This window comes from Alsobacter sp., from assembly GCF_059501845.1.
Map to the genome: position 1 here is coordinate 44,911 of NZ_JCACDK010000008.1, position 21,210 is coordinate 66,120.

Below are 21,210 nucleotides of genomic sequence, written 5' to 3' on the forward strand. Positions count from 1 at the left end.
CCGCGCGCCGCGTATGCCGGACTTGATCGGCTCTCCGCCAACGAACGGACCCCGCAGCCTTCCATGTCGCGCAAGGTCAGGATCTCTCTCGACGCCATGGGCGGCGACCATGGGCCGGCGGTGGTGATTCCGGGCGCAGCCATCTCGCTCGACCGCTACCCGCGCTCGGAGTTCGTGATCCACGGCCACGAGGCGCAATGCCTGCCGCTTCTCGACAGGCATCCGAAGCTGAAGGCCGTCACCACCTTTCACCACACCGACGTCGCCGTCCGGATGGACGACAAGCCGAGCCAGGCCCTGAGGCACGGCCGCCGGGTCTCGTCCATGTGGAAAGCCATCGAATCGGTGAAGAAGGGCGAGGCCGACGTTGTCGTCTCTGCCGGCAATACCGGCGCGCTGATGGCGATGTCAAAGTTCTGCCTGCGCACCATGGCGCATGTCGACCGGCCCGCCATCGCCGCTATCTGGCCCACCATGCGGGGTGAGAGCATCGTCCTTGATGTCGGCGCCACGATCGGCGCCGATGCGCGCCATCTCGTCGACCTCGCCGTGATGGGCGCGGCGATGGCGCAGATCGTCTTCGACATCAAGAAGCCTACCGTCGGCCTGCTGAACGTCGGCGTCGAAGAGATCAAGGGCGTCGAGGAGGTGAAGACGGCCGGGCGGCTGCTGCGCGAGGCAGACCTTCCGCAGCTCCATTATGCCGGCTTCGTCGAGGGCGACGACATCGGCAAGGGAACCGTCGACGTCGTGGTCACTGAAGGTTTCGCCGGCAACATCGCGCTCAAGACCGCGGAAGGCACGGCCAAGCAGATCGGCGCCTATCTGCGCGCCGCCATGAGCCGCACGCTGGCTGCCAAGATCGGCTACCTCCTCGCCAGGGGGGCGTTCGAGGCCCTGCGCGAGAAGATGGACCCGCGCAAGGTGAATGGCGGGGTGTTCCTCGGGCTCGACGGCGTGGTGATCAAGAGCCACGGGGGCACGGACCCGACCGGCTTCGCCTCCGCGGTGGATCTCGGCCATGCCATGGTCGAGCACGATCTTCTCGCCCGGATCCGTGACAGCCTCGACGCGTACATGCCGCAGCTTGCAGCGGCCGAAGCCGGGCCGGAGGCCGCATCGTGACACATTTGCGCTCCGTCATCGCCGGGTGCGGCCACTACCTTCCAGAGCAGCGGCTGACCAATGCCGATCTCGCGGCGAGGGTCGAAACCTCCGACGAGTGGATCGTCGAGCGCACTGGCATCCACGAGCGCCACATCGCCGCTCCGGGCGAGACGACGTCCCATCTCGCCACGCGCGCAGCGCGGGCCGCGCTCGCCGATGCCGGCATCTCGGCCGATGGCGTCGACCTCGTCATCGTCGCGACGGCGACGCCCGACTACACTTTCCCCAGCGTCGCGACGCAGGTGCAGGCCGCCCTCGGCATCACGCAGGGCGCTGCCTTCGACGTCGCCGCCGTGTGCTCCGGCTTCGTGTTCGCCCTGGCAACGGCGGACAAGTTCCTCGTCTCCGGCTCGCACAAGCGCGCCCTCGTCATCGGAGCGGAGACGTTCTCGCGGATCCTGGACTGGACGGACCGCACCACCTGCGTGCTGTTCGGCGACGGGGCCGGTGCCGTGGTGCTGGAGGCGCGGCCCGGACACGGCACGATCGCCGACCGCGGCGTGCTGTCCTCGCATCTGCGCTCGGACGGGAGGCATCTCGACAAGCTCTACGTCGACGGTGGGCCGTCCTCCACCGGCACGACGGGACATCTTCGCATGGAGGGCCGCGAGGTCTTCCGCCACGCTGTCACCTTCCTCGCCGATGTCATCGAGGAGGCGTTCCGCACCACAGGCGTCACGGCCGACGAGGTCGACTGGTTCGTGCCCCACCAGGCCAACCGCCGCATCATCGACGCCACCGCGCGCAAGCTTGGCATCGACCCGGCCAAGGTTGTGCTGACGGTCGGCGAGCATGGAAACACCTCTGCCGCATCCATCCCTCTGGCACTCTCCGTGGCACGGCACGACGGGCGAATCCGGCCCGGTCATCTCGTGCTGCTGGAAGCCATGGGCGGGGGCTTCACCTGGGGCTCGGCACTCGTGCGCTGGTGATTGCGGGCCAGGATTGAAGAGTCCTTACAAGACATTGACTCCGAAAAGAATGCGGGCCTACGGTGCCGGGAACGCAGAATGTACGCCGTCTCAAGGCGGGCCGCGTCGAACATGGGCTCACGTTTCGATCGGGGGGCACGGTGGCTGAACGCACGATCACTCGCGCGGAACTGAGCGAGGCCGTCTATCAGCGGGTTGGCCTCTCGCGAACGGAATCCTCGGCCCTCGTCGAGCTCGTCCTGAAGGAGGTTTCGGACTGTCTCGCAAAGGGCGAGACGGTGAAGCTTTCCTCCTTCGGATCCTTCGTCGTGCGCTCCAAGGGCGAGCGCATCGGGCGCAATCCGAAAACGGGGATCGAGGTGCCGATCGAGCCGAGGCGCGTCATGGTGTTCAAGCCTTCGAACATCCTGAAGGCCCGCATCAACGGCCTCGATCCCGGTGACGAGACCGACTGAGAGGACATGGCTCCGGTGTCCGCGCCAGGGCGCGGTACGGCGGGACAATGATGGACAAGAGCCCCGACGCTTTCAGGACGATCAGCGAGGTCGCAGACGACCTCGACCTGCCGCAGCATGTCTTGCGGTTCTGGGAAACGCGCTTCGGCCAGATCAAGCCGCTGAAGCGTGGCGGGGGGCGTCGCTACTACCGGCGTGACGACGTCGATCTCCTGCGCGGCATCCGGCACCTGCTCTACGGTCAGGGCTTCACCATCCGCGGCGTGCAGAAGATCCTGAAGGAGCAGGGCGTCCGGCATGTCCAGGCACTCGGCCGCGGCGAAGCGATCGCGCCCGCACCTCGCCCCGTTGGCGGCGAAACGGCGGCAGAAGAGGCAGCTTTCCTCGTCGATGAAACACGGGACGAGGGTTCGCCGGTTGGCGAGGAGGGCGGCTGGGAGGAAGACCTGCCCGATCCTCCGGCGCGCTCGACGCTGGGCGAGGGCCTCGACGCTGGCACGGCCCAGGCGCTGCGCAACGCGCTCGACGAACTCCTCGAGTGCCGCCGCCTGCTCGCCTCGCTGAGGGAAGGGACGGGCGACCACGACCCGGGGAAGGCGTGAGCCTGGTGTCGCGGGATCCGCTGCTGCAGCCGTTCCGCCTGAAGCACCTGACGCTGCGCAACCGGTTCCTGTCGACCGCCCATGAGCCGTCCTACACCGAGGATGGCATGCCGAAGGAGCGGTATCGCCTCTATCATCGCGAGAAGGCGAAGGGCGGCATCGCGCTCACCATGATCGGCGGGTCGTCGGTGGTCGCGCCGGACTCGCCACAGGCCTTCGGCAACATCGTGCTGTACCAGGACGAGGTCGTGAGGTGGCTGCGGGAACTCGCCGACGACGTGCACACGCACGGTGCGGCGGTGATGATCCAGATCACGCATCTCGGCCGGCGCACAACCTGGAACAAGGCCCACTGGCTTCCGGTGGTCGCGCCGTCTCCCGTGCGCGAGCCGGCGCATCGCGCCTTTCCCAAGGAGGCGGAGGATTGGGACCTCGCGCGCATCGTCCGCGCCTATGCCGATGCCGCAGAGAAATGCCGCGAGGCAGGGCTCGATGGCATCGAGTTCGAGATGTACGGGCACCTTCTCGACCAGTTCTGGTCGCCGGCAACGAATCTTCGTGACGATCTCTATGGCGGCTCGCTCGACAACCGCCTGCGGTTCTCGCTCGAGGTCCTTGACGCGGTGCGGGAGAGGGTGGGGGCGGACTTCGTCGTCGGGTGCCGGTTAGTGTGCGACGAGGACTGGGACAGGGGTCTCAGCCGCGACGACGGAGTGGAGATCGCGAGGCGGCTGGCTTCGTCCGGCAAGGTCGACTTTCTCAACGTCATCCGTGGCCACATCGACACGGACGAGGCGCTCTCGCACGTCATCCCCGGCATGGGCTCGCCGTCGGCGCCGTCGCTCGACTTTGCCGGCGAGGTGAAGTCACAGGCGCGGATCCCCGTGTTCCACGCATCGCGCATCCAGGATGTCGCGACGGCGCGCCACGCGGTGGCCAGCGGCAAGCTCGACATGGTGGGGATGACGCGGGCCCACATCGCCGACCCGCATATCGCCTCGAAAGTGGCGGCGGGACGGGAGAACGATATCAGGCCCTGCGTCGGCATGGGCTACTGCATCGACCGGATCTACTTCGGGCATGACGCGCTGTGCATCCACAACCCGGCCACCGGCCGCGAGGCGGACCTGCCGCATGAGATCGCGGACAAGGCTCCCGTCCGGCGCAAGGTCGTCGTGGTCGGCGCGGGACCGGCCGGGCTGGAGGCGGCCCGGGTCGCGGCCGAGCGCGGCCACGCGGTCGTGCTGTTCGAGGCGGCTCCGGAGGCGGGCGGGCAGGTTCTGCTGACCGCGGGCCTGAAGCGCCGGCGCGAGATCATGGGGATCGTGGACTGGCGCCTGCAACGGTGCCGCGACCATGGCGTCGACATCCGCTTCAACGCCTGGGCCGAGGCGGACGACGTGCTGGCCGAGGAACCGGACGTCGTGGTCGTGGCGACGGGCGGCTTGCCCGACACGTCCTTCCTGGATGCAGGTGCGGATCTCGTCACGACCAGCTGGGACATCCTGTCGGGCAATGCCAAGCCGGCCGGCAGCGTCCTGCTCTACGACGACGAGGGCGGGCACGCCGGCATGACGGCCGCGGAGTTTCTGGCCCGGTCCGGGGCCGCGCTCGAGGTGGTGACGCCGGAGCGCGCGCTTGCGCCGGAGGTCGGCGGCACCAACTATCCCGTCTACTTCCGCGCGCTTTCCGCGGCGGACGCGAAGATCACCCTGAACCTTCGGCTAGAGAGTGTGGAGCGCGACGGAAATGGGCTCGTGGCCCGCTTCCACGACGAGTATGGCCGGCGCCACGTCGAACGGCGGGTCGAGCAGGTGGTCGTCGAGCATGGCACGCTGCCGAATGCGGACCTCTATTTCGCGCTGAAGGATTTGAGTGCAAATCGCGGCGAGGTGGACCACGCCGCCCTGATCGCCGGGCGTCCGCAGGATCTCCGGACCAATCCGGCTGGCACCTTCACCCTGTGGCGGATCGGCGATGCGGTGTCGTCCCGCAATATCCACGCCGCCGTCTACGAGGCGCTGAGGCTGGTGAAGGACGTGTGAGTTTCGGGCGTCATCGCCCGGCTCGGACCGAACCATCGCCGCATTCAGGCATTGTCATACCGGCAGTACGCCCGCGCGCGAATGCGCCATCCTTTTCCTCGACTACGGAGACCTGCGTCCATGAAGGAGACCCTCCCGATGGCGGAGCTCAAGCGGCGTGTCACGGCCGAGCTCGACAGAGCACTTGGCGGCAAGGGGACCGTCACCGACGTAGCCATCGAGGTTGACGGCGGAAACGGCTGGCGCGTGACGGAAGTGGACAGCGACGCCGAGCCGGAGTTCCTGACGCGCGCCGCCGAGAGCGTCCTTCCCAAGCTCCACGCCGCGCTGGCCCTGGAGCCCCCTGTCGCTCCCCAGGTGTGAATCACTCCGCCAGGTCGACGCCGTCGAAAACCTGCCGGCCCAGCGGGTCGATGCGGAAGCCGGTCACTTCCTTGCGCGTCGCCATGTAGACGATCGAGTGCGCGACAGGCACCCAGGGTGCCTGGTCGTGCACGATCAGCTGCGCGTCCTTGTATAGGCCCTCGCGCGCCTTCTGGTCCGGAAGCCGCTTGGCCTCGGTGACGAGGCCGTCATAGGTCCTGTCGCACCATTTGGAGACGTTGTTGCCGCCGATCCGGGCGGAGGTGCAGCCAAGCAGCACGTCGAGGAAGTTGTCCGGGTCGCCATTGTCTCCCGTCCAGCCGTAGAGCGCCATGGTGTAGCGACCCTGCTGGAGGTCGGTCCGGTACTCGCCCCACTCCTTCGTCACGAGCTTCAGGCGGATGCCGAGCCGTGACAGGTCGGCCTGCATCATCTCGGCCATGCGCTTGCCGTTCGGGTTGTAGGGGCGGCTCACCGGCATGTACCAGAGCTCCGTCTCGAACCCGTTCGGGTATCCGGCTTCGGCCAGAAGGGCCTGCGCGGCGGCAAGGTCGAACGGGTACTCCTTCACCGCCTCGTTGTAGGACCAGAGCGTCGGCGGGATCGGGTTGCGGGCCGGCGTTCCGGACCCGCCGTAGACGGCCTGCACCAGTGCGGACTTGTCGATGGCCATGTTGATGGCCCGGCGTACCCGCAGATCGTCGAACGGCTTCACCGAGACGTTCATGGCGAGGTAGCCGATGTTCAGCCCCTCCTGCTTCAGCACCTTCAGGGCCGGATCCGAGGCGATCTTCTCGACATCCTGCGGGTTGGGGAAGGCCATCACGTGGCATTCGCCCGATTTCAGCTTTGTCAGTCGCACCGCGGGGTTGGGCGTGATCGAGAACACGAGCGTTCGGATCGGCTGCTCGCCGGCCCAGTAGTCGGCAAACGAGCGGTAACGGACGGCGACGTCCTTCTGGTAGCTCACGAACATGAACGGCCCGGTGCCGATGGGCTCCCGGTCGATGATCTCTGGTGTCCCGGCCTTCAGCAGCGTATCGGCGTACTCCGCCGACAGGATGACGTTGAAGGGCATTGCGAGGTCGGCGAGGAACGGCGCCTCCGGCCGGGTCAGGCGGATCCGCACCGTGCGGTCGTCGACCTTGTCGATCGACTTGAGCAGCTCAGCCATCCCCATGTCGCCGAAATAGTCGAAACTTGAGCCGGAGACCTTGTGGTAGGGATGGTCCTCCTTCCACTGACGCTCCAGCGAGAACACGACGTCGTCGGCGTTCATCGTGCGCGTAGGCGTGAAGCGCGCGGAGGAATGGAACTTCACGCCCTCGCGCAGGCGGAAAAGGTACTCGGTGCCATCGTCGGAGACGGTCCAGCTTTCGGCCAGCCCGGGTCGCAACGTCGTCGTGCCGGGCACGAACTCGACGAGGTTGTTGAACATCGGCCGGCCCGCGTTCATCCCGGTCGTCGTGGTGACCAGCTGCGGGTTCAAAGCCTCGGGGTTGCCTTCCGAGCAGAACACTAGCGTCTTCGCATCGGCTGCGGTCATCCCGGCGAGAAGAAGCGCCGCTGCGGCGAAGGCGCTGCGAAAGCGGATCATGGAATCGCCTCCCTGGTCCTGGCGGGTTCGCCGATCTCCGGCGGGTTCTGGGAATGCGGCGGCTCGGCCGCCTTGCGCGGCAGGTCGATGCGCCAAACCGTGCCGCGCCCCAGCGCGCTCTCGACGGTGATGCGGCCCTGCAGCATCGTCGTGACGATGTTGTAGACGATGTGGAGTCCGAGCCCGGTCGACCCCTTGTGCCGGGCGGTGGTGAAGAACGGGTCGAAGATCCGCGGCAGGTCCTTCGGCGCGATACCGCAGCCATCGTCGGCCAACTCGATCACGACGCGCGAGGGGGAGGGGTCATCCACCCGGATGCGGATGCTGCCGTGCTCGCCATCGGGATAGGCGTGGATAACGGCGTTCATGACGAGGTTGGTGACCACCTGCGCGAGCGCGCCGGGATAGGAATCCACCTCCAGCCCGGGCCTGCTGTCGACGGTCACCTCGTGGCCGCTCTTGCGCAGGGCGGGACCCAGGCTCGTCAGCAGCTCCTGCAGCCATTCCCCCATCAGGAAGGTCCGGCGCCCGCCGCTCACTTGGTCGACCGCGACCTGCTTGAAGCTCTGCACCAGCTCGACGGCACGGTTCAGGTTGATCATCAGGAGCCGCGTACCCTCGGCTACGCGCTCGGCGAAATGGTCCAGCCGGGAGCGCAGGAGTGGGCCGCGCTTCATGTCGGCCTGAAACGAGCGCGTCTCGTCGCCGACGAGGCTGGCGGTCGTCAGGGCCACGCCCAGTGGCGTGTTGATCTCGTGGGCGACGCCGGCGACGAGCTGTCCGAGGGAAGCCATCTTTTCCGCCTGGATCAGGTCCGCCTGGGTGCGGCGCAGCTCTGCGAGCGCGTCGTCGGCCTGCTGCTTTGCGCGGCGCAGATCGCGCTCGCGCGTGCCGATCTCGCGGGCGAAGAAGTTGGCCGCGCGGGCCATGTCGCCGAGCTCGTCGCGGCGGTCGGAATCCGTCACGGTCGCGGCAAGCGGGTCGGCTGCGAGAGCCAGCATGCTCGCCTGCACCCGCTTCAGCGGCGCCACGATCGAGCGGGCGACGCGGAACGCGGCGAATGAGCCGAGAAGCAAGCCGATGGTGGCTCCGATCAGCAGCATGCGGCGGACGCTGTCGCCGAAGCGCTCGGCGTCGCCGGTGAAGAGGTCATTCAGGTTGCGCGCCTGGTCGACCATGCGGAAGGCCGTCGCGTCCATGGCCGAGATCGCGGCGTTCTGCTTGCGTACGCCATCGATGGTGGTGGACAGGCGTTCGCGCCACTGGTCGATGGCATCGATCATCTCCGTCTGGATGAGCGGGGAGATTGGCAGGGCAGCGATCGTCGTGGATAGCTTCCGGCTCTCCTCCAGCATGGTCGACGCGATAATGGGGTCGCGACCGGACAGTGCGTCCGTCGTGCGCCGCCCGAGCTTCAGGGTCGCAATGGCGACGTTCTGCGTGGCCTGCTCGGTCTCATTGGCCTCGACGGAATAGGTGAGGAGCTGCGCCACCTCTTCGTGCAGGGCCCTCTGCTCGGTGATGTCCACCTTGAGGAGGCGGTCCAGCCAGTCGAGAAGCGCCTTCCCGACCTCGGCGTGGCTGTCCCCGGCACCGAGCGCCGGCGCCGCCTCGGACGGATCGGCCGACGTCGTCAGCGCCTCGTCGACGAGGCTGGTCAGCCATCGCAATTCGGCCGCCGCATCCGAGCGCCCCGCAGCGGTCAGCGACAGGGCGAGGTCCTGCCCGGCATTGCGCAGCCCCGCAGCATTGAACCCGCGGGCGCGATCTCCCGCGTCGGATGCGGGGGAGGGCTCCAGGATCTGCATCTGCACGGAGGTGAGAACGCTGCGCAGCTGGTACGCCCGGTCGACGATGTCCCGCGCGAGCCGCAGGCGCTTGTCCTTTTCGGACAGGGACCCGACGATCTCGACGTTGGACGCGTGCTGCCGGGTGCGGGCCTGGTCGGTCAGCGCGATGAGCGCGTCTGCGCGCACGCTCATCTCGGTGATCATCGTATCGTTGGCGATCGTGATCCCGATGAACTTCCGCATCAGGTCGTCGTAGCGGGCGAACTCGTCGGAGGCGAGCTTGATGGCCTCGCGCTGCTTGTTGTTCTGGGAGAGCTTCTGCAGCGTGACGAGACTGCCGCGAGCCTCCTCGGCGCTTTCGTTGAAGCGCATCGCGAACTGCGGCCGCTCGGATGGCCGCGCGGTCACGTAGCGGTCGCGTGCAGACATGGCGACCAGCAGGTCGCGGTAAATGGTGCCGGCCAGCACGGCGCCGCTCCGGGCCCGCTCCGCCTCGTTGAGAAGAAACCAGGACAGCACCGCGATCACGGCCGCGATCGAGATGGGGATGGCCCCGACGAGAAAGACTCTCCACCTGATCCGCACGGCGGCGCGATCCCTTGCCCGGAGGCGCCAGCAGCGCCAGCGGCATGATAACGTTTCAACCCAGGGTTGCCATACCCAGGATACGTTCCGACGCAATTGGCTTTTCACGCGTTTTTGTCTGTGCCGCCGCGCACGCCGCCATGCATCACGGGATGGGAGCGTGGCATTGACATTCATGTCCGCTGCCCGACGTGCTGGGCTGTGCTCCCCAACACCTGACCGGCCATGAACGCATCTCCCCCACTTGCCGCGACAGCCCCGCTCGACCACAGCGAGGTCAGGCTGATCATCGTCGGCGTCCTGGTGGCGATGTTCCTCGCCGCCCTCGATCAGACGATCGTGGCCACGGCGCTCGCCACTATCGGGCGCGATCTCGGCAATTTCGACCTGCTGCCCTGGGTCGTCACGGCCTATCTCGTCACCTCGACGGCAGTGACGCCGCTCTACGGCAAGTTCAGCGACATCCATGGCCGGCGCCCGACGCTGCTCGTCGGCATCTGCGTGTTCGTCATCGGTTCCGCGGCCTGTGCGCTGGCGCCCAACATGCTGGCGCTCATCCTCGGCCGCGCTCTGCAGGGGCTGGGCGGCGGCGGCCTCATCTCGCTGGCGCAGACGATCATCGCCGACGTGGTCTCGCCGCGAGAGCGCGGGCGCTACCAGGTCTACATCGCCAGCGTGTTCATCAGTTCGAGCCTGGCAGGCCCGGTGCTCGGCGGCTTCTTTGCCCAGCACCTGCACTGGTCCCTCATTTTCTGGATCAATCTGCCGCTTGGCGCGCTGGCCTTCGTGATGACCGACCGGCTCCTGCGCCGGCTTCCGCGGCACGAACGCAAGCACGCCATCGACGTCCTCGGCGCGGTCCTTCTCGTCGCCGCCACCTGCGTCCTCATGCTGGGGCTGAACTGGGGCGGAACGCGCTATCCGTGGGTCTCGGCGCCGATCGCGGGGCTGTTCGCGGGTTCGGCCGTGCTCTGGGCTCTGTTCGCGCTGCGGCTGGGCCGTGCCCCCGAGCCGCTGATCCCGCTCTCGCTCTTCCGCAACGGGGTCGTGCGCAACGGGACGCTGTCGGCCTGCTTCGGCATGGGCGTCTTCATCGGCATGAGCATCTACGTGCCCGTGTACCTCGAGACCGTGCGAGGCCTCTCGGCCGCCGATTCAGGCCTGGCGCTCGTTCCCCTGATGGTCGGCACCGTGGTCGGCGCGACATTGTCGGGCAGGCTGATGGCTCGCGTGACGCACTACCGGAGGCTGCCGACGGCCGGGCTCTGTCTCGCCATCGTCGCGACGCTGGCCCTGACCTTGGAGGCGAGGACGCTTCCCTTGCCGGCGCTCGAAGTGCTCTTCACGATGTTCAGCATCGGTCTGGGTTCGCTGTTGCCGGTCACGACGGTCGCGATTCAGAACGCTGTCTCGCCGAACCAGCTCGGCACGGCGACGGCCGGTATGAACTTCTTCCGCAGCCTCGGCGGAGCACTGGTGGTCGCGGTGTTCGGCGCAATCCTGCTCGGCGGCGGAGCCGGGGCGGCAATGCACGAAGTGATCCCGGTGCAGGGCAGCGCGGCCGACATTGCCGGCGCGTTCCACCTCGTTTTCGGCACCGCGACAGTGTTTCTCCTCTTCTCCCTCCTGTTCCTGTTTCGCATGGAGGAACTCCCGCTCCGTGGCGCCGCGCCAAAAGAGGGGCACGCGGCGGCCGCAGGCGGGCACTGAGGACGCCGGTCATCACGACGTGGTGACTGGAGGCTCCAGCGTCGCCTTTGCCACATCCGTGCTCCGCTTCGGCCGTATGCTGCTCGCCCAGTGCACGGAGAGTGCGATGTCCCCCAGCGCCGAACGCCTGCTCACCGCCTGCGTCTTCGCCGCATTCGCGATGGCTGAACCAGCCGCCGCCGCCCAACGCTGGGAGGTGGATCCGCATCGGACCCGCATCGCCTTCGGCATCGACTCCATTGGATGGCCAAGGACGGAGGGAGAGTTCAAGCAGTTCTCCGGCCGAATCTCGATTGACTTCGACAAGCCGCAGCGCAGCAAAGCGGAATTCACCGTCGATACCGCCTCCTTGCAGGCCGGATCGGATGCGCTGTCGTCGCTGATCAAGAGCAGTGCCTTTCTCGACGCCGAGCGTCATCCCCGCATCACCTTCGCATCGACGTCGGTGGAGAAGCTCAACGACCGGACTGCCCGGGTGGAGGGAATGCTGACGCTGCTCGGCGTCAGCAAGCCGGTTGCAATCGACGTGACCGTCGACCGCGGCACCGGCAAGCGCCTCGGCTTCAAGGCGGCCTGGAGCATCATGCGCTCGCAGTTCGGCATGAGCGCAGGCACGCCGATCGTCGCCGACAAGGTCGACCTTCTGGTCACGACCGAGGCCGCGGAAAAGGACGGACAGTGATCGAGCCGGGTGGCGCACGGGGCGCAGTCGAGGGCTGGAGCACGCCGGCCCGCGCGCTGCATTGGCTCGTGGCCCTAGCCGTCCTCGTGCTGCTCGCTCTCGGCCTCACGATGGTCAACGCGCCGCTCGGCGCCGGGCAGAAGTTTGACCTCTACCAGTGGCACAAGTCGCTCGGCGTGCTGGTGCTGCCGCTGCTGCTGCTGCGCAGCGCGCACCGGCTCGCAACGGGCCGCCCGCCGCCGATTCCCGCCACGCGCCTGGCCGGAGCAGCGGCGGTGCTGGTGCACGCGTTGCTCCACGTGGTTCCGCTGGCCATGGTGGCGACTGGCTACCTGCTGGCCAGCGCCTCGGTGATCCCCATTCCGATCACGCTGCCCCTGGGCATCACCGTCCCGCTGGCCGGTTCACCCGATCTGGCGCGCGAGGACCTGCTGAAGAGCGTGCACCATCTGCTGGGATACGGGCTGGCGATTGTCGTCGCCATCCATGTGGCCGCCGCGCTCTGGCATGCTTTCGTGCTGCGCGACGGGGTGCTGCAGCGAATGGCACCAGTGATCAGGCCGCGGCCGCCAGCAGCCGCCTGAGGCGGCCCGGACGCCCGGGCCTGATGTCGTTTGCATCGCGCACGTTGTCGATGAAGGCCTTCACGCTGGCTGCGTGTGAGTACTCCCTGGCCTTGCGCACGCATGCGCCGGGATCGAGCGCCAGGGCGGCCCGTGCGGCGACGGCAAGATCCTGGGACAGTGCGGCACATCCGGCAGCTTCAAGGTCTGGAAGCAGGCCCGGAACGGGATAGGCGGCCACAGGGAGGCCGGAGGCGATGGCTTCCAGCAGCACAAGCCCGAAGGTCTCCGTCCGGCTGGGAAACACGAAGACGTCGGCGGCCGAATAAGCCCTGGCGAGTTCTTCGCCCTCCAGCAAGCCCAGGAACGTCGCGTCGGGGTATCGCATCTCCAGCGCGCGGCGGGCCGGCCCATCGCCGACGACGACCTTGCGGCCGGGCAGATCGAGCGACAGGAACGCGTCGAGGTTCTTCTCTACCGCGAGGCGGGCAACACAAAGAAAGACCGGCCCGGCGTCCTGCGTCTTCAGTTCCGGGCGCGGCCGGAACAGGGCGGTGTCGACGCCCCGCGACCAGCGCATCAGCCGGCGGAAGCCGGCGCCGGACAACTCCTTCTCGAGCGCCTCGGTGGCCACCATCGTGCCGGCACCGGCGTTGTGGAAGCGCCTGAGCAAGGCGTAGGTCCAGTCCTCGGGCACCGGCAGTCGCGCGGACAGGTATTGCGGGTAGCGGGTGTGGTAGCAGGTGGTGAAGGGCAGGCCGCGCAACAGGCAGTGCCGGCGCATCATCACGCCGAGAGTGCCCTCCGTCGCCACGTGGATCGCGTCGGGCGCCACGTTTGCCACGCGCCGGGCGATCGCGTCCGGACTGGCCAGGGACAGGCGGATCTCCGGGTAGGACGGCAGCGGCACCGTACGGAAGCCTTCCGGCGTGAGGAATGACACCTCAGCGCCAAAGGCCGGCGCCTCCCGGGCCAGCGTGTCGAGGGTGCGCACGACGCCGTTGACCTGCGGATGCCACGCGTCGGTCGCAACCAAAATGCGCATCAGGCGGCCGCTTGCACGAGAGAGCCGCGGGCCGGGGTGGGAGCCTGCGCGGCGCCGGGGTCGGTCCAGTGCACCAGTTCCATCCGTCCGTCGTGGTGTTCGAGCACGGCCGTGCAGTTCTCGATCCAGTCGCCCGTGTTGACGTAGCGGATCCCCTCGATGTCGCGCATGGCGGGCGCATGGATGTGACCGCAAATGACGCCGTCCACGCCGTGCTTTACCGCCTCGTTGGCGACCGCCTGCTCGAACGCGCCGATGAAGGCGACCGCGCTCTTCACCTTCTGCTTGCTCCAGTTCGAGAACGACCAATAGGGCAGGCCGAGGCGCCGGCGGACCTTGCCGATGACGATGTTGATGCCGATGGCGAGGTCGTAGGCCCAGTCGCCGAGATGGGCGAGCCACTTCACGTTGCGAACGACGACGTCGAACTTGTCACCATGCAGGACCAGCCAGCGCTTCCCGTCGGCGCTGACGTGGACCAGTTCCTCGACGATCTCGACGCCACCGAAATGGTGCCCGGCGAAATCGCGCAGGAACTCGTCGTGGTTGCCGGGCACATAGACCAACCGCGTGCCCTTGCGGACCCGTCGCAACAGCTTCTGGATGACGTCATTGTGGGGCTGGGGCCAGTACCACCCCTGCTTCAGGCGCCATCCATCGATGATGTCGCCGACGAGAACGATAGTCTGGGCGTCGACCTGCCGAAGGAAGTCGAGAAGAAAGTCGGCCCTGCACCCCTTGGTGCCGAGATGAACATCCGACAGGAACAGTGTTCGTACGGAGCGGACGCCGGTGTCGAGGTGTCGCGGAGCCGGCAAGAGCGCCTCCCGGGTTCAATTTCATCGGGGAAGAACCGGATTCACGTCTCAGTTTGATGACGGAGGACGAAAAGCCGCCTTGTCTGCACGGATGCGAACGCCATACTTCAGGGGCATGGTGAACACCGACGTTTCTTCAGACCTCGCCAGTGAGGTCAACGGCCTCATCGACCTCGTCGCGCGTGCACGGCGCATCGTGGCCTTCACCGGGGCAGGCATCTCGACGGAGTCCGGCGTGCCGGACTTCCGGTCGCCGGGCAGCCCGTGGATGCGGACGAAGCCGATCCCGTTCGACGAGTTCGTCGCCAGCGACGCGGTTCGCAGGACAGCGTGGGCGCACAAGTTCGAAATGGACGACAGCTGGCGGGGTGCGAGGCCCGGCCGCGGGCACATGGCGCTTCGCCGCCTTGCTGATGAGGGCCGCCTTGTTTCCGTCGTGACGCAGAACATCGACAATCTGCACCAGGATTCAGGGCTAAAGCCCTCTCTCATCGTCGAACTGCACGGCAACGCGACCTATGCGGGATGCCTGGCCTGCGGGCTGCGGCACGAGCTCGGCCCCGTGAGGGCACGGTTCGAAGCCAGTGGCGAAGCGCCTGCCTGCGAGGCCTGCGGCGGGATGGTGAAGTCGGCCACCATCTCGTTCGGCCAATCGATGCCGGAAGACGCAATGCGGCGGGCGCACGAAGCGGTTGAAGAGTGCGACCTCCTGCTCGCCATAGGATCGTCGCTGGTCGTGCAGCCGGCAGCCCGTTTTCCCGCGATCGCGAAGAGAAACGGAGCCCGGCTGGCAATCGTGAACCGCGATCCCACGCCGCTCGACGGCATCGCCGACATCGTCGTGAGGGGAGACATTGGCACCGTGATGCAACAGGTCGTGGACAACGTTCGCTTCGCCTCCTGATTGACGAAAAGTCACTGTCGCCCGCCGGGGCCGATGCTATTCTTTCGACAGAATCAGTTGGGTGAGCCATTCCAAGGCTGCGCCTGCAAAGTCTTCCCGGTCCTGTTTTCGCTCGGTGTTTCAATATGTCGGACGAATTTTCTCCCAAGGCGCAGCGAGACACGTTGGCCGAAGGCTCCGACAGCGCGGACCGTGCCCGCCTGCGCGACCACGAGGACGGAGATCTCGAACTCGTCGAGATTTCCGGCGTGATCAAATGGTTCGACGTCGCCAAGGGCTACGGTTTCATCGTCCCCGACAACGGCCTGCCGGATGTCCTCCTGCACGCGGCTTGCTTGCGCCGCGACGGATATTCAACGGCTTACGAGGGTGCTCGCATCGTCTGCGAGGCCCAGAAGCGGCCACGTGGGTTCCAGGCGTTCCGGGTGTTGTCGATGGACACGAGCACGGCTCCGCATCCGTCGCAACTTCCACCGGCGCGCACCCACGTCTCCGTCGTGCCCTCGAGTGGGCTGGAGCAGGCCCAGGTCAAGTGGTTCAACCGGCTTCGCGGATTTGGCTTCCTCTCCCGCGGGGAAGGTACGCCGGACATCTTCGTTCATATGGAGACCCTGCGCCGGTATGGCATTACGGAGCTGAAGCCCGGCCAGATGGTGATGGTTCGCTTCGGAGATGGTCCGAAAGGCCTGATGGCGGCGGAGGTTCGACCGGTCGAAGGCGGGCATATTCCCTCCTCGCACTGAGGTGCGCTCGTCCGTCCGGATGAATTGACGCCCGGCAGACTGGAGTGCAGTCTGGAGCATCCATGCTCCCGACCTCATGCCATGCTTCAGGGGAGCGCCTGAAGGTCCTCCGTACAATGCACTTTCTGCGCTTTGTCCTTCCCGCATTCTTGCTCTTTGTTGCCGCGGCGATGCCCGCTGCGTCCGAGGAAGCCCTGGAAAAGCTGGTCATCGAAACGGCTGCCGGGGCGAAGACCTTTTCCGTCGAGGTGATGCGAAACGACGAGGACCGCGCCCGGGGCCTCATGTTCCGCCGCTACCTTCCCGCAGATCGGGGGATGCTCTTCGACTTCGAGAGCGAGCAGCCCGCAGCCATGTGGATGAAGAACACCCTGATTCCACTCGACATGGTCTTCATCCGCAAGAACGGCACCATCGCCAGGATCGCCGAGAACACCGAGCCGGAGTCGACGCGGACCATTTCGTCGGGCGAGCCGATCTTGGCCGTCCTCGAACTCAACGGTGGAACGTCGTCCAAACTCGGCATCAAGGCCGGCGACAGGGTTCGCCACTCGCTGTTCAAGACGCAGTAGCAACAGGGCGGACCCCGCCGGCAAAACCCCCAGATTCGCCATTGACGAGCGGGGACTGAGCCGGCATAGAATAAGTCATCTTGAATGACAAAAGCCGGCGGCCATCGTGCGACAGCCGGCCCGGGGGAAACATGGGCGATCGGCAGAGCCGGCTCGCCTCGGGGCATGGGACAAACTCCGTCCTCGTCGGCGACTTCAACGAACGGGTGTTCCTGACCGCACTTCGGCGGTTCGGACCCGCGTCGAAGGCCGATCTCGCACGCCGCACCGGCCTTACCAGCAACGCCGCCGGCGTCATCGTTCGAAAGCTCGAGGAGAATGGGCTGGTCCGAATGACGGGCAAGCGCTTCGGCGGCCGCGGCCAGCCTGCGACCTTGCTGGAGCTGAATCCGTCCGGCGCTTACTCCATCGGCATCCGCATCGACCGCGGGATGATTTCTTCGGTCCTCGTCGACCTGCAGGGAAGCGTTCTCGATCGCGGATTCGTCGCGGAACTTCCCCCACCCGATACCGCGATGGAACTGCTCGCCGATCACGTCGCGGGATTCCGCCGCACGCTCGGCACAGAGGCAAGCACGCGCATCGCCGGGATCGGCGTTGCACTTCCCTACAATTTCGGCAGCTGGATCATGGAGCTGGAGCTGTCCGGCGACAGCCTCGCGCCCTGGGACGGCTTCGACGTCCAGACGGGGCTCACCCGCGTCACCGGGCTTCCCATTGTCATCGAGAACGATGGCAGCGCGGCCGCGGTCGGCGAACTGCTCTACGGACACGGGCGGGCTTTCGAGGACTTCATCTATTTCTTCATCGGCTCGGCGATCGGCGGCGGCGTGGTCCTGAACGGGGATTACCTGCGCGGCGCACATGCCAATGCCGGCGATGTCGCGGTGATGCCCGTCGGCCCCTCCGGACTGTCGTCCTCGCCCGACCGGCAGCGAAATCTCGTGCCACTGATCGGGCGCGCATCGCTGAGCGTGCTCGCCCGGCACTTGAGGTGGCGGGGTGGCTCGGCGGGCTGTTGCCTCGATCTCCCCGAGGCGATCGCGCACATGCCGGATGCCTTCAGCGAATGGGCCCAGGACGCCGCGGAGGCGCTTGCAATCCCGATCCTGACCTCTTCGGCGCTGCTCGACGTCAACACGGTCATCGTCGCCGGAGACCTGCCTCCGGACGTGCTGGGGCAGCTGGCCCGACGCATCGCTGAAAGCGTTTCCGCCGGCGTCACGGAATCACGCACGCCACCGGCGATCGTGGTCGGCGGGGTAGGGCGGGACGCCGGCGCCGTGGGCGCGGCGAGCCTTCCGTTCCACGTCAGCTACAGCCCGATGCGCGATCTCCTGACGGGCAACGCGCCCGAGAATTTCCGGGAGGTGCTGGCATGAGCCGCCCTTCCATGCCGCGTCGCTCCATCACCGGCGCGGGACGCTTTCTCCAGGCTTCAGCCTGTCGATTGACAGGGGGCCTGTTTCTCTGTTCGCTTCGCCGTGAGAACGGCATGTGGCGATCAACCGCCGGACCGTCTCGCCCCGAAGACACCGGCAGAACCGTGCCTCGGGGACAAAAGTGGGAGGAATTCTTGAACAAGACTATCGTCACTTCGCTGCTGGGCGCCGTCGCTATGGCCGCTCTCTTCTGCGCTCCTGCCCAGGCCGCCGGCATCGCCGCCTGCCTGATCACCAAGACCGACACCAACCCCTTCTTCGTCAAGATGCGCGAAGGCGCCAAGCAGAAGGCGTCGGAACTCGGCGTCGACCTCAAGACCTATGCCGGCAAGGATGACGGCGACAACGAAGGCCAGGTTGCGGCCGTCGAGACCTGCATCGCCGACGGCGCCAAGGGCATCCTGATCACCCCGTCCGACACCAAGGCGATCGTTCCGACGATCAAGAAGGCCCGCGACGCCGGCATCCTCGTGATCGCCCTCGACACGCCGCTCGAGCCGATCGAGGCTGCAGACTCGACCTTCGCCACCGACAACTTCCAGGCCGGCTTCCTGATCGGCGCCTACGCCAAGGCGAAGCTCGGCGACAAGGCCAAGGACGCCCGCATCGGCTTCCTCGACATCAACTCGAAGCAGGTCACCGTCGACGTGCTCCGCGACCAGGGCTTCATGAAGGGCTTCGGCATCGACGTGAAGAACCCGGCCGTCATCGGTGACGAGGACGACAAGCGCATCGTCGGCCACGACTACACGAACGGCAACCCGGAGGGCGGCCGCAAGGCCATGGAGAACCTTCTCCAGAAGGACCCCTCCATCAACGTGATCCACACCATCAACGAGCCGGCCGCTGCTGGCGCCTATGAGGCGCTGAAGGCCGTCGGCAAGGAGAAGGACGTGCTGATCATGTCGGTCGACGGCGGCTGCCCGGGCGTGAAGAACGTCGAGGCCGGCGTCATCGGCGGCACCTCCCAGCAGTACCCGCTGCTGATGGCGTCGAAGGGCGTCGAGGCGATCAAGACCTGGGCCGACAAGAAGGAAAAGCCCAAGAACACCGAGGGCAAGAACTTCTTCGACACGGGCGTCTCGCTCATCACCGACAAGCCGGTGGACGGCGTACCGTCGATCTCCGTGAAGGACGGCCTCGCCAAGTGCTGGGGCTGATCCCCTCGCAGGCGATGTAATCCCCCATTGCTCGTGAGAGGGCGGCCCCCTCGGGCCGCCCTTTTCACAGCAGGTATCAGAGGCCGATGGCACCCGGAGGGGCGTGATGGCTGCGCAGGAATACGAGACAGTCCTCGACAAGGCCGACGCGTTAGTCGCGTCGTTCGAGGGCCACGAGCGCTCTGCGCTTCAAAAATTACAGCACCTGCTGCATCAGAATCAGGCTGCGGTGCCCCTGATCGTTCTGGTGCTCTCGGTCCTGATCTTCGCCGTGCTTGTCGGGCAGAAGTTCTTTTCGCCCTTCGCGCTCTCGCTGATCCTGCAGCAGGTCGCGATCACCGGCATCATCGGCGCGGCGCAGACGCTGGTCATCCTCACCGCCGGAATCGACCTCTCGGTGGGCGCCATCATGGTGTTGAGCTCGGTCGTGATGGGCCAGTTCACGTTCCGCTACGGCGTGCCTGTGCCGCTCTCCATTCTGTGCGGCTTCATCGTCGGCGGGCTTTGCGGCTTCATCAATGGCTGGCTGATTGCCCGGATCAAGCTGCCGCCGTTCATCGTGACCCTGGGCACCTGGCAGGTCTACGGCGCCATCAAGTATATCTACTCTGCCAATGAGACGATCCGCAGCCAGGATATCGAGGCGCAGGCTCCGCTGCTGCAAGTGTTCGGTTCGAAGGTGAACATAGGCGGCGCGATCCTCACCGCGGGCGTGGCCTCGATGGTCATCCTCGTCGCGCTGCTCTGGTATGTCCTGAACTACACGGCGTGGGGCCGAAGGGTCTATGCCGTGGGCGACGATCCCGATGCCGCCGAGCTGTCGGGTGTGCCCGTCACCAAGATGCTGATCACGGTCTACACGATATCGGGCCTCATCTGCGCCTTCGCGGGATGGGTGCTGATCGGGCGCATCGGCTCGGTCTCACCGACGGCCGGCGAATTCGCCAACATCGAATCCATCACGGCGGTGGTGATCGGCGGCATCTCGCTGTTCGGAGGCCGCGGCTCCGTGCTCGGCATGGTCTTCGGAGCGCTGATCGTCGGCGTCTACTCGTTGGGCCTGCGCCTCTACGGCACCGATCCGCAGTGGACCTTCCTCCTCATCGGCGTCCTCATCATCGGCGCTGTCGCCATCGACCAGTGGATCAGAAAGGTGTCGCAATGAGCGCCTCTCCCAACACGATCCTCCAGGCCCGCAACCTGACAAAGAAGTACGGGCGCGTCGTCGCGCTCGACGGCGCCGACTTCGAACTGCACCAGGGCGAGATCCTCGCCGTGATCGGCGACAACGGCGCCGGCAAGTCGACCCTCATCAAGGCGCTGGCGGGGGCCGTGATCCCCGACAGCGGCGAGATCGAGCTCGACGGCAAGACGGTTCATTTCAAGTCGCCCATCGATGCCCGCCAGGCCGGGATCGAGACCGTCTATCAGAACCTTGCGCTCTCGCCGGCGCTGTCGATCGTCGACAACCTCTTCATCGGTCGCGAGATGCGCAAGCCGGGCATCATGGGCAACGTGTTCCGCCTCCTCGACCACAAGGGCATGCAGACCGTCGCGCGCAAGAAGCTGTCCGAACTCGGCCTGCTCACCATCCAGAACATCAACCAGGCGGTGGAAACGCTATCTGGTGGCCAGCGCCAGGGCGTGGCGGTGGCGCGTGCGGCGGCCTTCGGCTCGAAGGTGATCATCATGGACGAGCCGACGGCGGCGCTCGGCGTGAAGGAATCACGCAAGGTGCTGGAGCTCATCCTGGACGTCAGGAAGCGTGGCTTGTCGATCGTGCTCATCAGCCACAACATGCCGCACGTCTTCGAGGTGGCCGACAGGATCCATATTCACAGGCTGGGCCGGCGTGTCGCCGTGGTGAAGCCTTCCGAATGCACGATGTCGGACGCGGTCGCGATCATGACCGGCGCCGCCCCCGGCCGCTTCGGAGAGCAATCGCAGGCTGCCGCAGCCGGCTGATACACGTTAGAGATGATCGGCGCGCGCGGCAGGGTCGCCGCGCGCGCCGCCTTTTTGAGGCCCGCCAGCC

General features: G+C 66.6%; 20 protein-coding genes. 16 read left to right on the plus strand and 4 right to left on the minus strand.

Features of this window, described 5'->3' with window-relative positions:
* Nucleotides 1-63 precede the first annotated feature (63 nt).
* The 6 genes from plsX to AC5JCN_RS06615 all read left to right on the plus strand — a co-directional run bounded on the left by plsX (nucleotide 64) and on the right by AC5JCN_RS06615 (nucleotide 5,564).
* A complete protein-coding gene (plsX, locus tag AC5JCN_RS06590) occupies nucleotides 64-1,125 on the plus strand; it encodes a phosphate acyltransferase PlsX (protein WP_495754235.1) in 1,062 nt (353 codons plus the stop codon).
* Nucleotides 1,122-2,099, plus strand: coding sequence for a beta-ketoacyl-ACP synthase III (locus AC5JCN_RS06595; protein WP_495754236.1), 978 nt, complete (start codon nucleotides 1,122-1,124; stop codon nucleotides 2,097-2,099). Before plsX ends, AC5JCN_RS06595 begins: the two co-directional genes overlap by 4 nt.
* A gap of 140 nt (nucleotides 2,100-2,239) precedes the next feature.
* A complete protein-coding gene (locus AC5JCN_RS06600; RefSeq protein WP_495754237.1) occupies nucleotides 2,240-2,554 on the plus strand; it encodes an integration host factor subunit alpha in 315 nt (104 codons plus the stop codon).
* Nucleotides 2,555-2,604: 50 nt separating this feature from the next.
* The gene (locus AC5JCN_RS06605; RefSeq protein WP_495754313.1) at nucleotides 2,605-3,156 is read left to right on the plus strand and encodes a MerR family transcriptional regulator; all 552 of its coding nucleotides are present in this window, start codon (nucleotides 2,605-2,607) and stop codon (nucleotides 3,154-3,156) included.
* A gap of 2 nt (nucleotides 3,157-3,158) precedes the next feature.
* Nucleotides 3,159-5,201: an oxidoreductase gene (locus AC5JCN_RS06610; RefSeq protein ID WP_495754314.1), complete on the plus strand. Its 2,043-nt coding sequence runs from the start codon at nucleotides 3,159-3,161 to the stop codon at nucleotides 5,199-5,201.
* 120 nt (nucleotides 5,202-5,321) lie between these two features.
* Nucleotides 5,322-5,564, plus strand: coding sequence for a hypothetical protein (locus AC5JCN_RS06615; protein WP_495754238.1), 243 nt, complete (start codon nucleotides 5,322-5,324; stop codon nucleotides 5,562-5,564).
* 1 nt (nucleotide 5,565) lies between these two features.
* Here the strand turns inward: AC5JCN_RS06615 and AC5JCN_RS06620 are convergent, their stop codons facing one another.
* The gene (locus AC5JCN_RS06620; protein WP_495754239.1) at nucleotides 5,566-7,161 is read right to left on the minus strand and encodes an ABC transporter substrate-binding protein; all 1,596 of its coding nucleotides are present in this window, start codon (nucleotides 7,159-7,161) and stop codon (nucleotides 5,566-5,568) included.
* Nucleotides 7,158-9,536, minus strand: a complete 2,379-nt coding sequence (locus AC5JCN_RS06625) for a sensor histidine kinase (protein ID WP_495754240.1) — start codon at nucleotides 9,534-9,536, stop codon at nucleotides 7,158-7,160. The genes AC5JCN_RS06620 and AC5JCN_RS06625 overlap by 4 nt, the downstream gene beginning before the upstream one ends.
* Nucleotides 9,537-9,761: 225 nt before the next feature.
* On the opposite strand from AC5JCN_RS06625, the gene AC5JCN_RS06630 reads away from it, so the two are divergent.
* The 3 genes from AC5JCN_RS06630 (at nucleotide 9,762) to AC5JCN_RS06640 (ending at nucleotide 12,512) form a co-directional block, all read left to right on the plus strand.
* A complete protein-coding gene (locus AC5JCN_RS06630; RefSeq protein ID WP_495754241.1) occupies nucleotides 9,762-11,246 on the plus strand; it encodes an MDR family MFS transporter in 1,485 nt (494 codons plus the stop codon).
* A gap of 106 nt (nucleotides 11,247-11,352) precedes the next feature.
* Nucleotides 11,353-11,928 (plus strand): YceI family protein, encoded by a 576-nt coding sequence (locus AC5JCN_RS06635; RefSeq protein ID WP_495754242.1) that lies wholly within the window; start codon nucleotides 11,353-11,355, stop codon nucleotides 11,926-11,928.
* Nucleotides 11,925-12,512: a cytochrome b gene (locus AC5JCN_RS06640; protein WP_495754243.1), complete on the plus strand. Its 588-nt coding sequence runs from the start codon at nucleotides 11,925-11,927 to the stop codon at nucleotides 12,510-12,512. The genes AC5JCN_RS06635 and AC5JCN_RS06640 overlap by 4 nt, the downstream gene beginning before the upstream one ends.
* On the opposite strand, the gene AC5JCN_RS06645 is transcribed toward AC5JCN_RS06640, so the two are convergent.
* Nucleotides 12,484-13,536 (minus strand): glycosyltransferase family 4 protein, encoded by a 1,053-nt coding sequence (locus AC5JCN_RS06645; RefSeq protein WP_495754244.1) that lies wholly within the window; start codon nucleotides 13,534-13,536, stop codon nucleotides 12,484-12,486. The two genes, AC5JCN_RS06640 and AC5JCN_RS06645, sit on opposite strands and share 29 nt — an antisense overlap.
* Nucleotides 13,536-14,354, minus strand: a complete 819-nt coding sequence (locus tag AC5JCN_RS06650) for a UDP-2,3-diacylglucosamine diphosphatase (RefSeq protein WP_495754245.1) — start codon at nucleotides 14,352-14,354, stop codon at nucleotides 13,536-13,538. The genes AC5JCN_RS06645 and AC5JCN_RS06650 overlap by 1 nt, the downstream gene beginning before the upstream one ends.
* A 79-nt stretch (nucleotides 14,355-14,433) precedes the next feature.
* On the opposite strand from AC5JCN_RS06650, the gene AC5JCN_RS06655 reads away from it, so the two are divergent.
* The 7 genes from AC5JCN_RS06655 to AC5JCN_RS06685 all read left to right on the plus strand — a co-directional run bounded on the left by AC5JCN_RS06655 (nucleotide 14,434) and on the right by AC5JCN_RS06685 (nucleotide 21,140).
* Nucleotides 14,434-15,258 carry an SIR2 family NAD-dependent protein deacylase gene (locus tag AC5JCN_RS06655; RefSeq protein ID WP_495754246.1) on the plus strand — a complete coding sequence of 275 codons (825 nt, stop codon included), beginning with the start codon at nucleotides 14,434-14,436 and terminating at the stop codon, nucleotides 15,256-15,258.
* 125 nt (nucleotides 15,259-15,383) lie between these two features.
* The gene (locus tag AC5JCN_RS06660) at nucleotides 15,384-16,001 is read left to right on the plus strand and encodes a cold-shock protein (RefSeq protein WP_495754247.1); all 618 of its coding nucleotides are present in this window, start codon (nucleotides 15,384-15,386) and stop codon (nucleotides 15,999-16,001) included.
* 116 nt (nucleotides 16,002-16,117) lie between these two features.
* The gene (locus AC5JCN_RS06665; protein ID WP_495754315.1) at nucleotides 16,118-16,573 is read left to right on the plus strand and encodes a DUF192 domain-containing protein; all 456 of its coding nucleotides are present in this window, start codon (nucleotides 16,118-16,120) and stop codon (nucleotides 16,571-16,573) included.
* 131 nt (nucleotides 16,574-16,704) lie between these two features.
* Nucleotides 16,705-17,955 (plus strand): ROK family protein, encoded by a 1,251-nt coding sequence (locus AC5JCN_RS06670; protein ID WP_495754248.1) that lies wholly within the window; start codon nucleotides 16,705-16,707, stop codon nucleotides 17,953-17,955.
* A gap of 236 nt (nucleotides 17,956-18,191) precedes the next feature.
* Nucleotides 18,192-19,175 carry a sugar ABC transporter substrate-binding protein gene (locus tag AC5JCN_RS06675; protein ID WP_495754316.1) on the plus strand — a complete coding sequence of 328 codons (984 nt, stop codon included), beginning with the start codon at nucleotides 18,192-18,194 and terminating at the stop codon, nucleotides 19,173-19,175.
* Between the two features lie 106 nt (nucleotides 19,176-19,281).
* Nucleotides 19,282-20,340 (plus strand): ABC transporter permease, encoded by a 1,059-nt coding sequence (locus AC5JCN_RS06680; RefSeq protein ID WP_495754249.1) that lies wholly within the window; start codon nucleotides 19,282-19,284, stop codon nucleotides 20,338-20,340.
* A complete protein-coding gene (locus AC5JCN_RS06685; RefSeq protein ID WP_495754250.1) occupies nucleotides 20,337-21,140 on the plus strand; it encodes an ATP-binding cassette domain-containing protein in 804 nt (267 codons plus the stop codon). Before AC5JCN_RS06680 ends, AC5JCN_RS06685 begins: the two co-directional genes overlap by 4 nt.
* The last annotated feature ends 70 nt before the right edge of the window (nucleotides 21,141-21,210 follow it).

Coding starts and splice junctions, on each gene's coding strand:
- plsX (WP_495754235.1), top strand. CDS start 64: ATGTCGCGCAAGGTCAGGATCTCTCTCGACGCCATGGGCGGCGACCAT.
- AC5JCN_RS06605 (WP_495754313.1), top strand. CDS start 2,605: ATGGACAAGAGCCCCGACGCTTTCAGGACGATCAGCGAGGTCGCAGAC.
- AC5JCN_RS06615 (WP_495754238.1), top strand. CDS start 5,322: ATGAAGGAGACCCTCCCGATGGCGGAGCTCAAGCGGCGTGTCACGGCC.
- AC5JCN_RS06620 (WP_495754239.1), bottom strand. CDS start 7,161: ATGATCCGCTTTCGCAGCGCCTTCGCCGCAGCGGCGCTTCTTCTCGCC.
- AC5JCN_RS06630 (WP_495754241.1), top strand. CDS start 9,762: ATGAACGCATCTCCCCCACTTGCCGCGACAGCCCCGCTCGACCACAGC.
- AC5JCN_RS06635 (WP_495754242.1), top strand. CDS start 11,353: ATGTCCCCCAGCGCCGAACGCCTGCTCACCGCCTGCGTCTTCGCCGCA.
- AC5JCN_RS06645 (WP_495754244.1), bottom strand. CDS start 13,536: ATGCGCATTTTGGTTGCGACCGACGCGTGGCATCCGCAGGTCAACGGC.
- AC5JCN_RS06660 (WP_495754247.1), top strand. CDS start 15,384: ATGTCGGACGAATTTTCTCCCAAGGCGCAGCGAGACACGTTGGCCGAA.
- AC5JCN_RS06665 (WP_495754315.1), top strand. CDS start 16,118: ATGCACTTTCTGCGCTTTGTCCTTCCCGCATTCTTGCTCTTTGTTGCC.
- AC5JCN_RS06670 (WP_495754248.1), top strand. CDS start 16,705: ATGGGCGATCGGCAGAGCCGGCTCGCCTCGGGGCATGGGACAAACTCC.
- AC5JCN_RS06675 (WP_495754316.1), top strand. CDS start 18,192: ATGGCCGCTCTCTTCTGCGCTCCTGCCCAGGCCGCCGGCATCGCCGCC.
- AC5JCN_RS06680 (WP_495754249.1), top strand. CDS start 19,282: ATGGCTGCGCAGGAATACGAGACAGTCCTCGACAAGGCCGACGCGTTA.
- AC5JCN_RS06685 (WP_495754250.1), top strand. CDS start 20,337: ATGAGCGCCTCTCCCAACACGATCCTCCAGGCCCGCAACCTGACAAAG.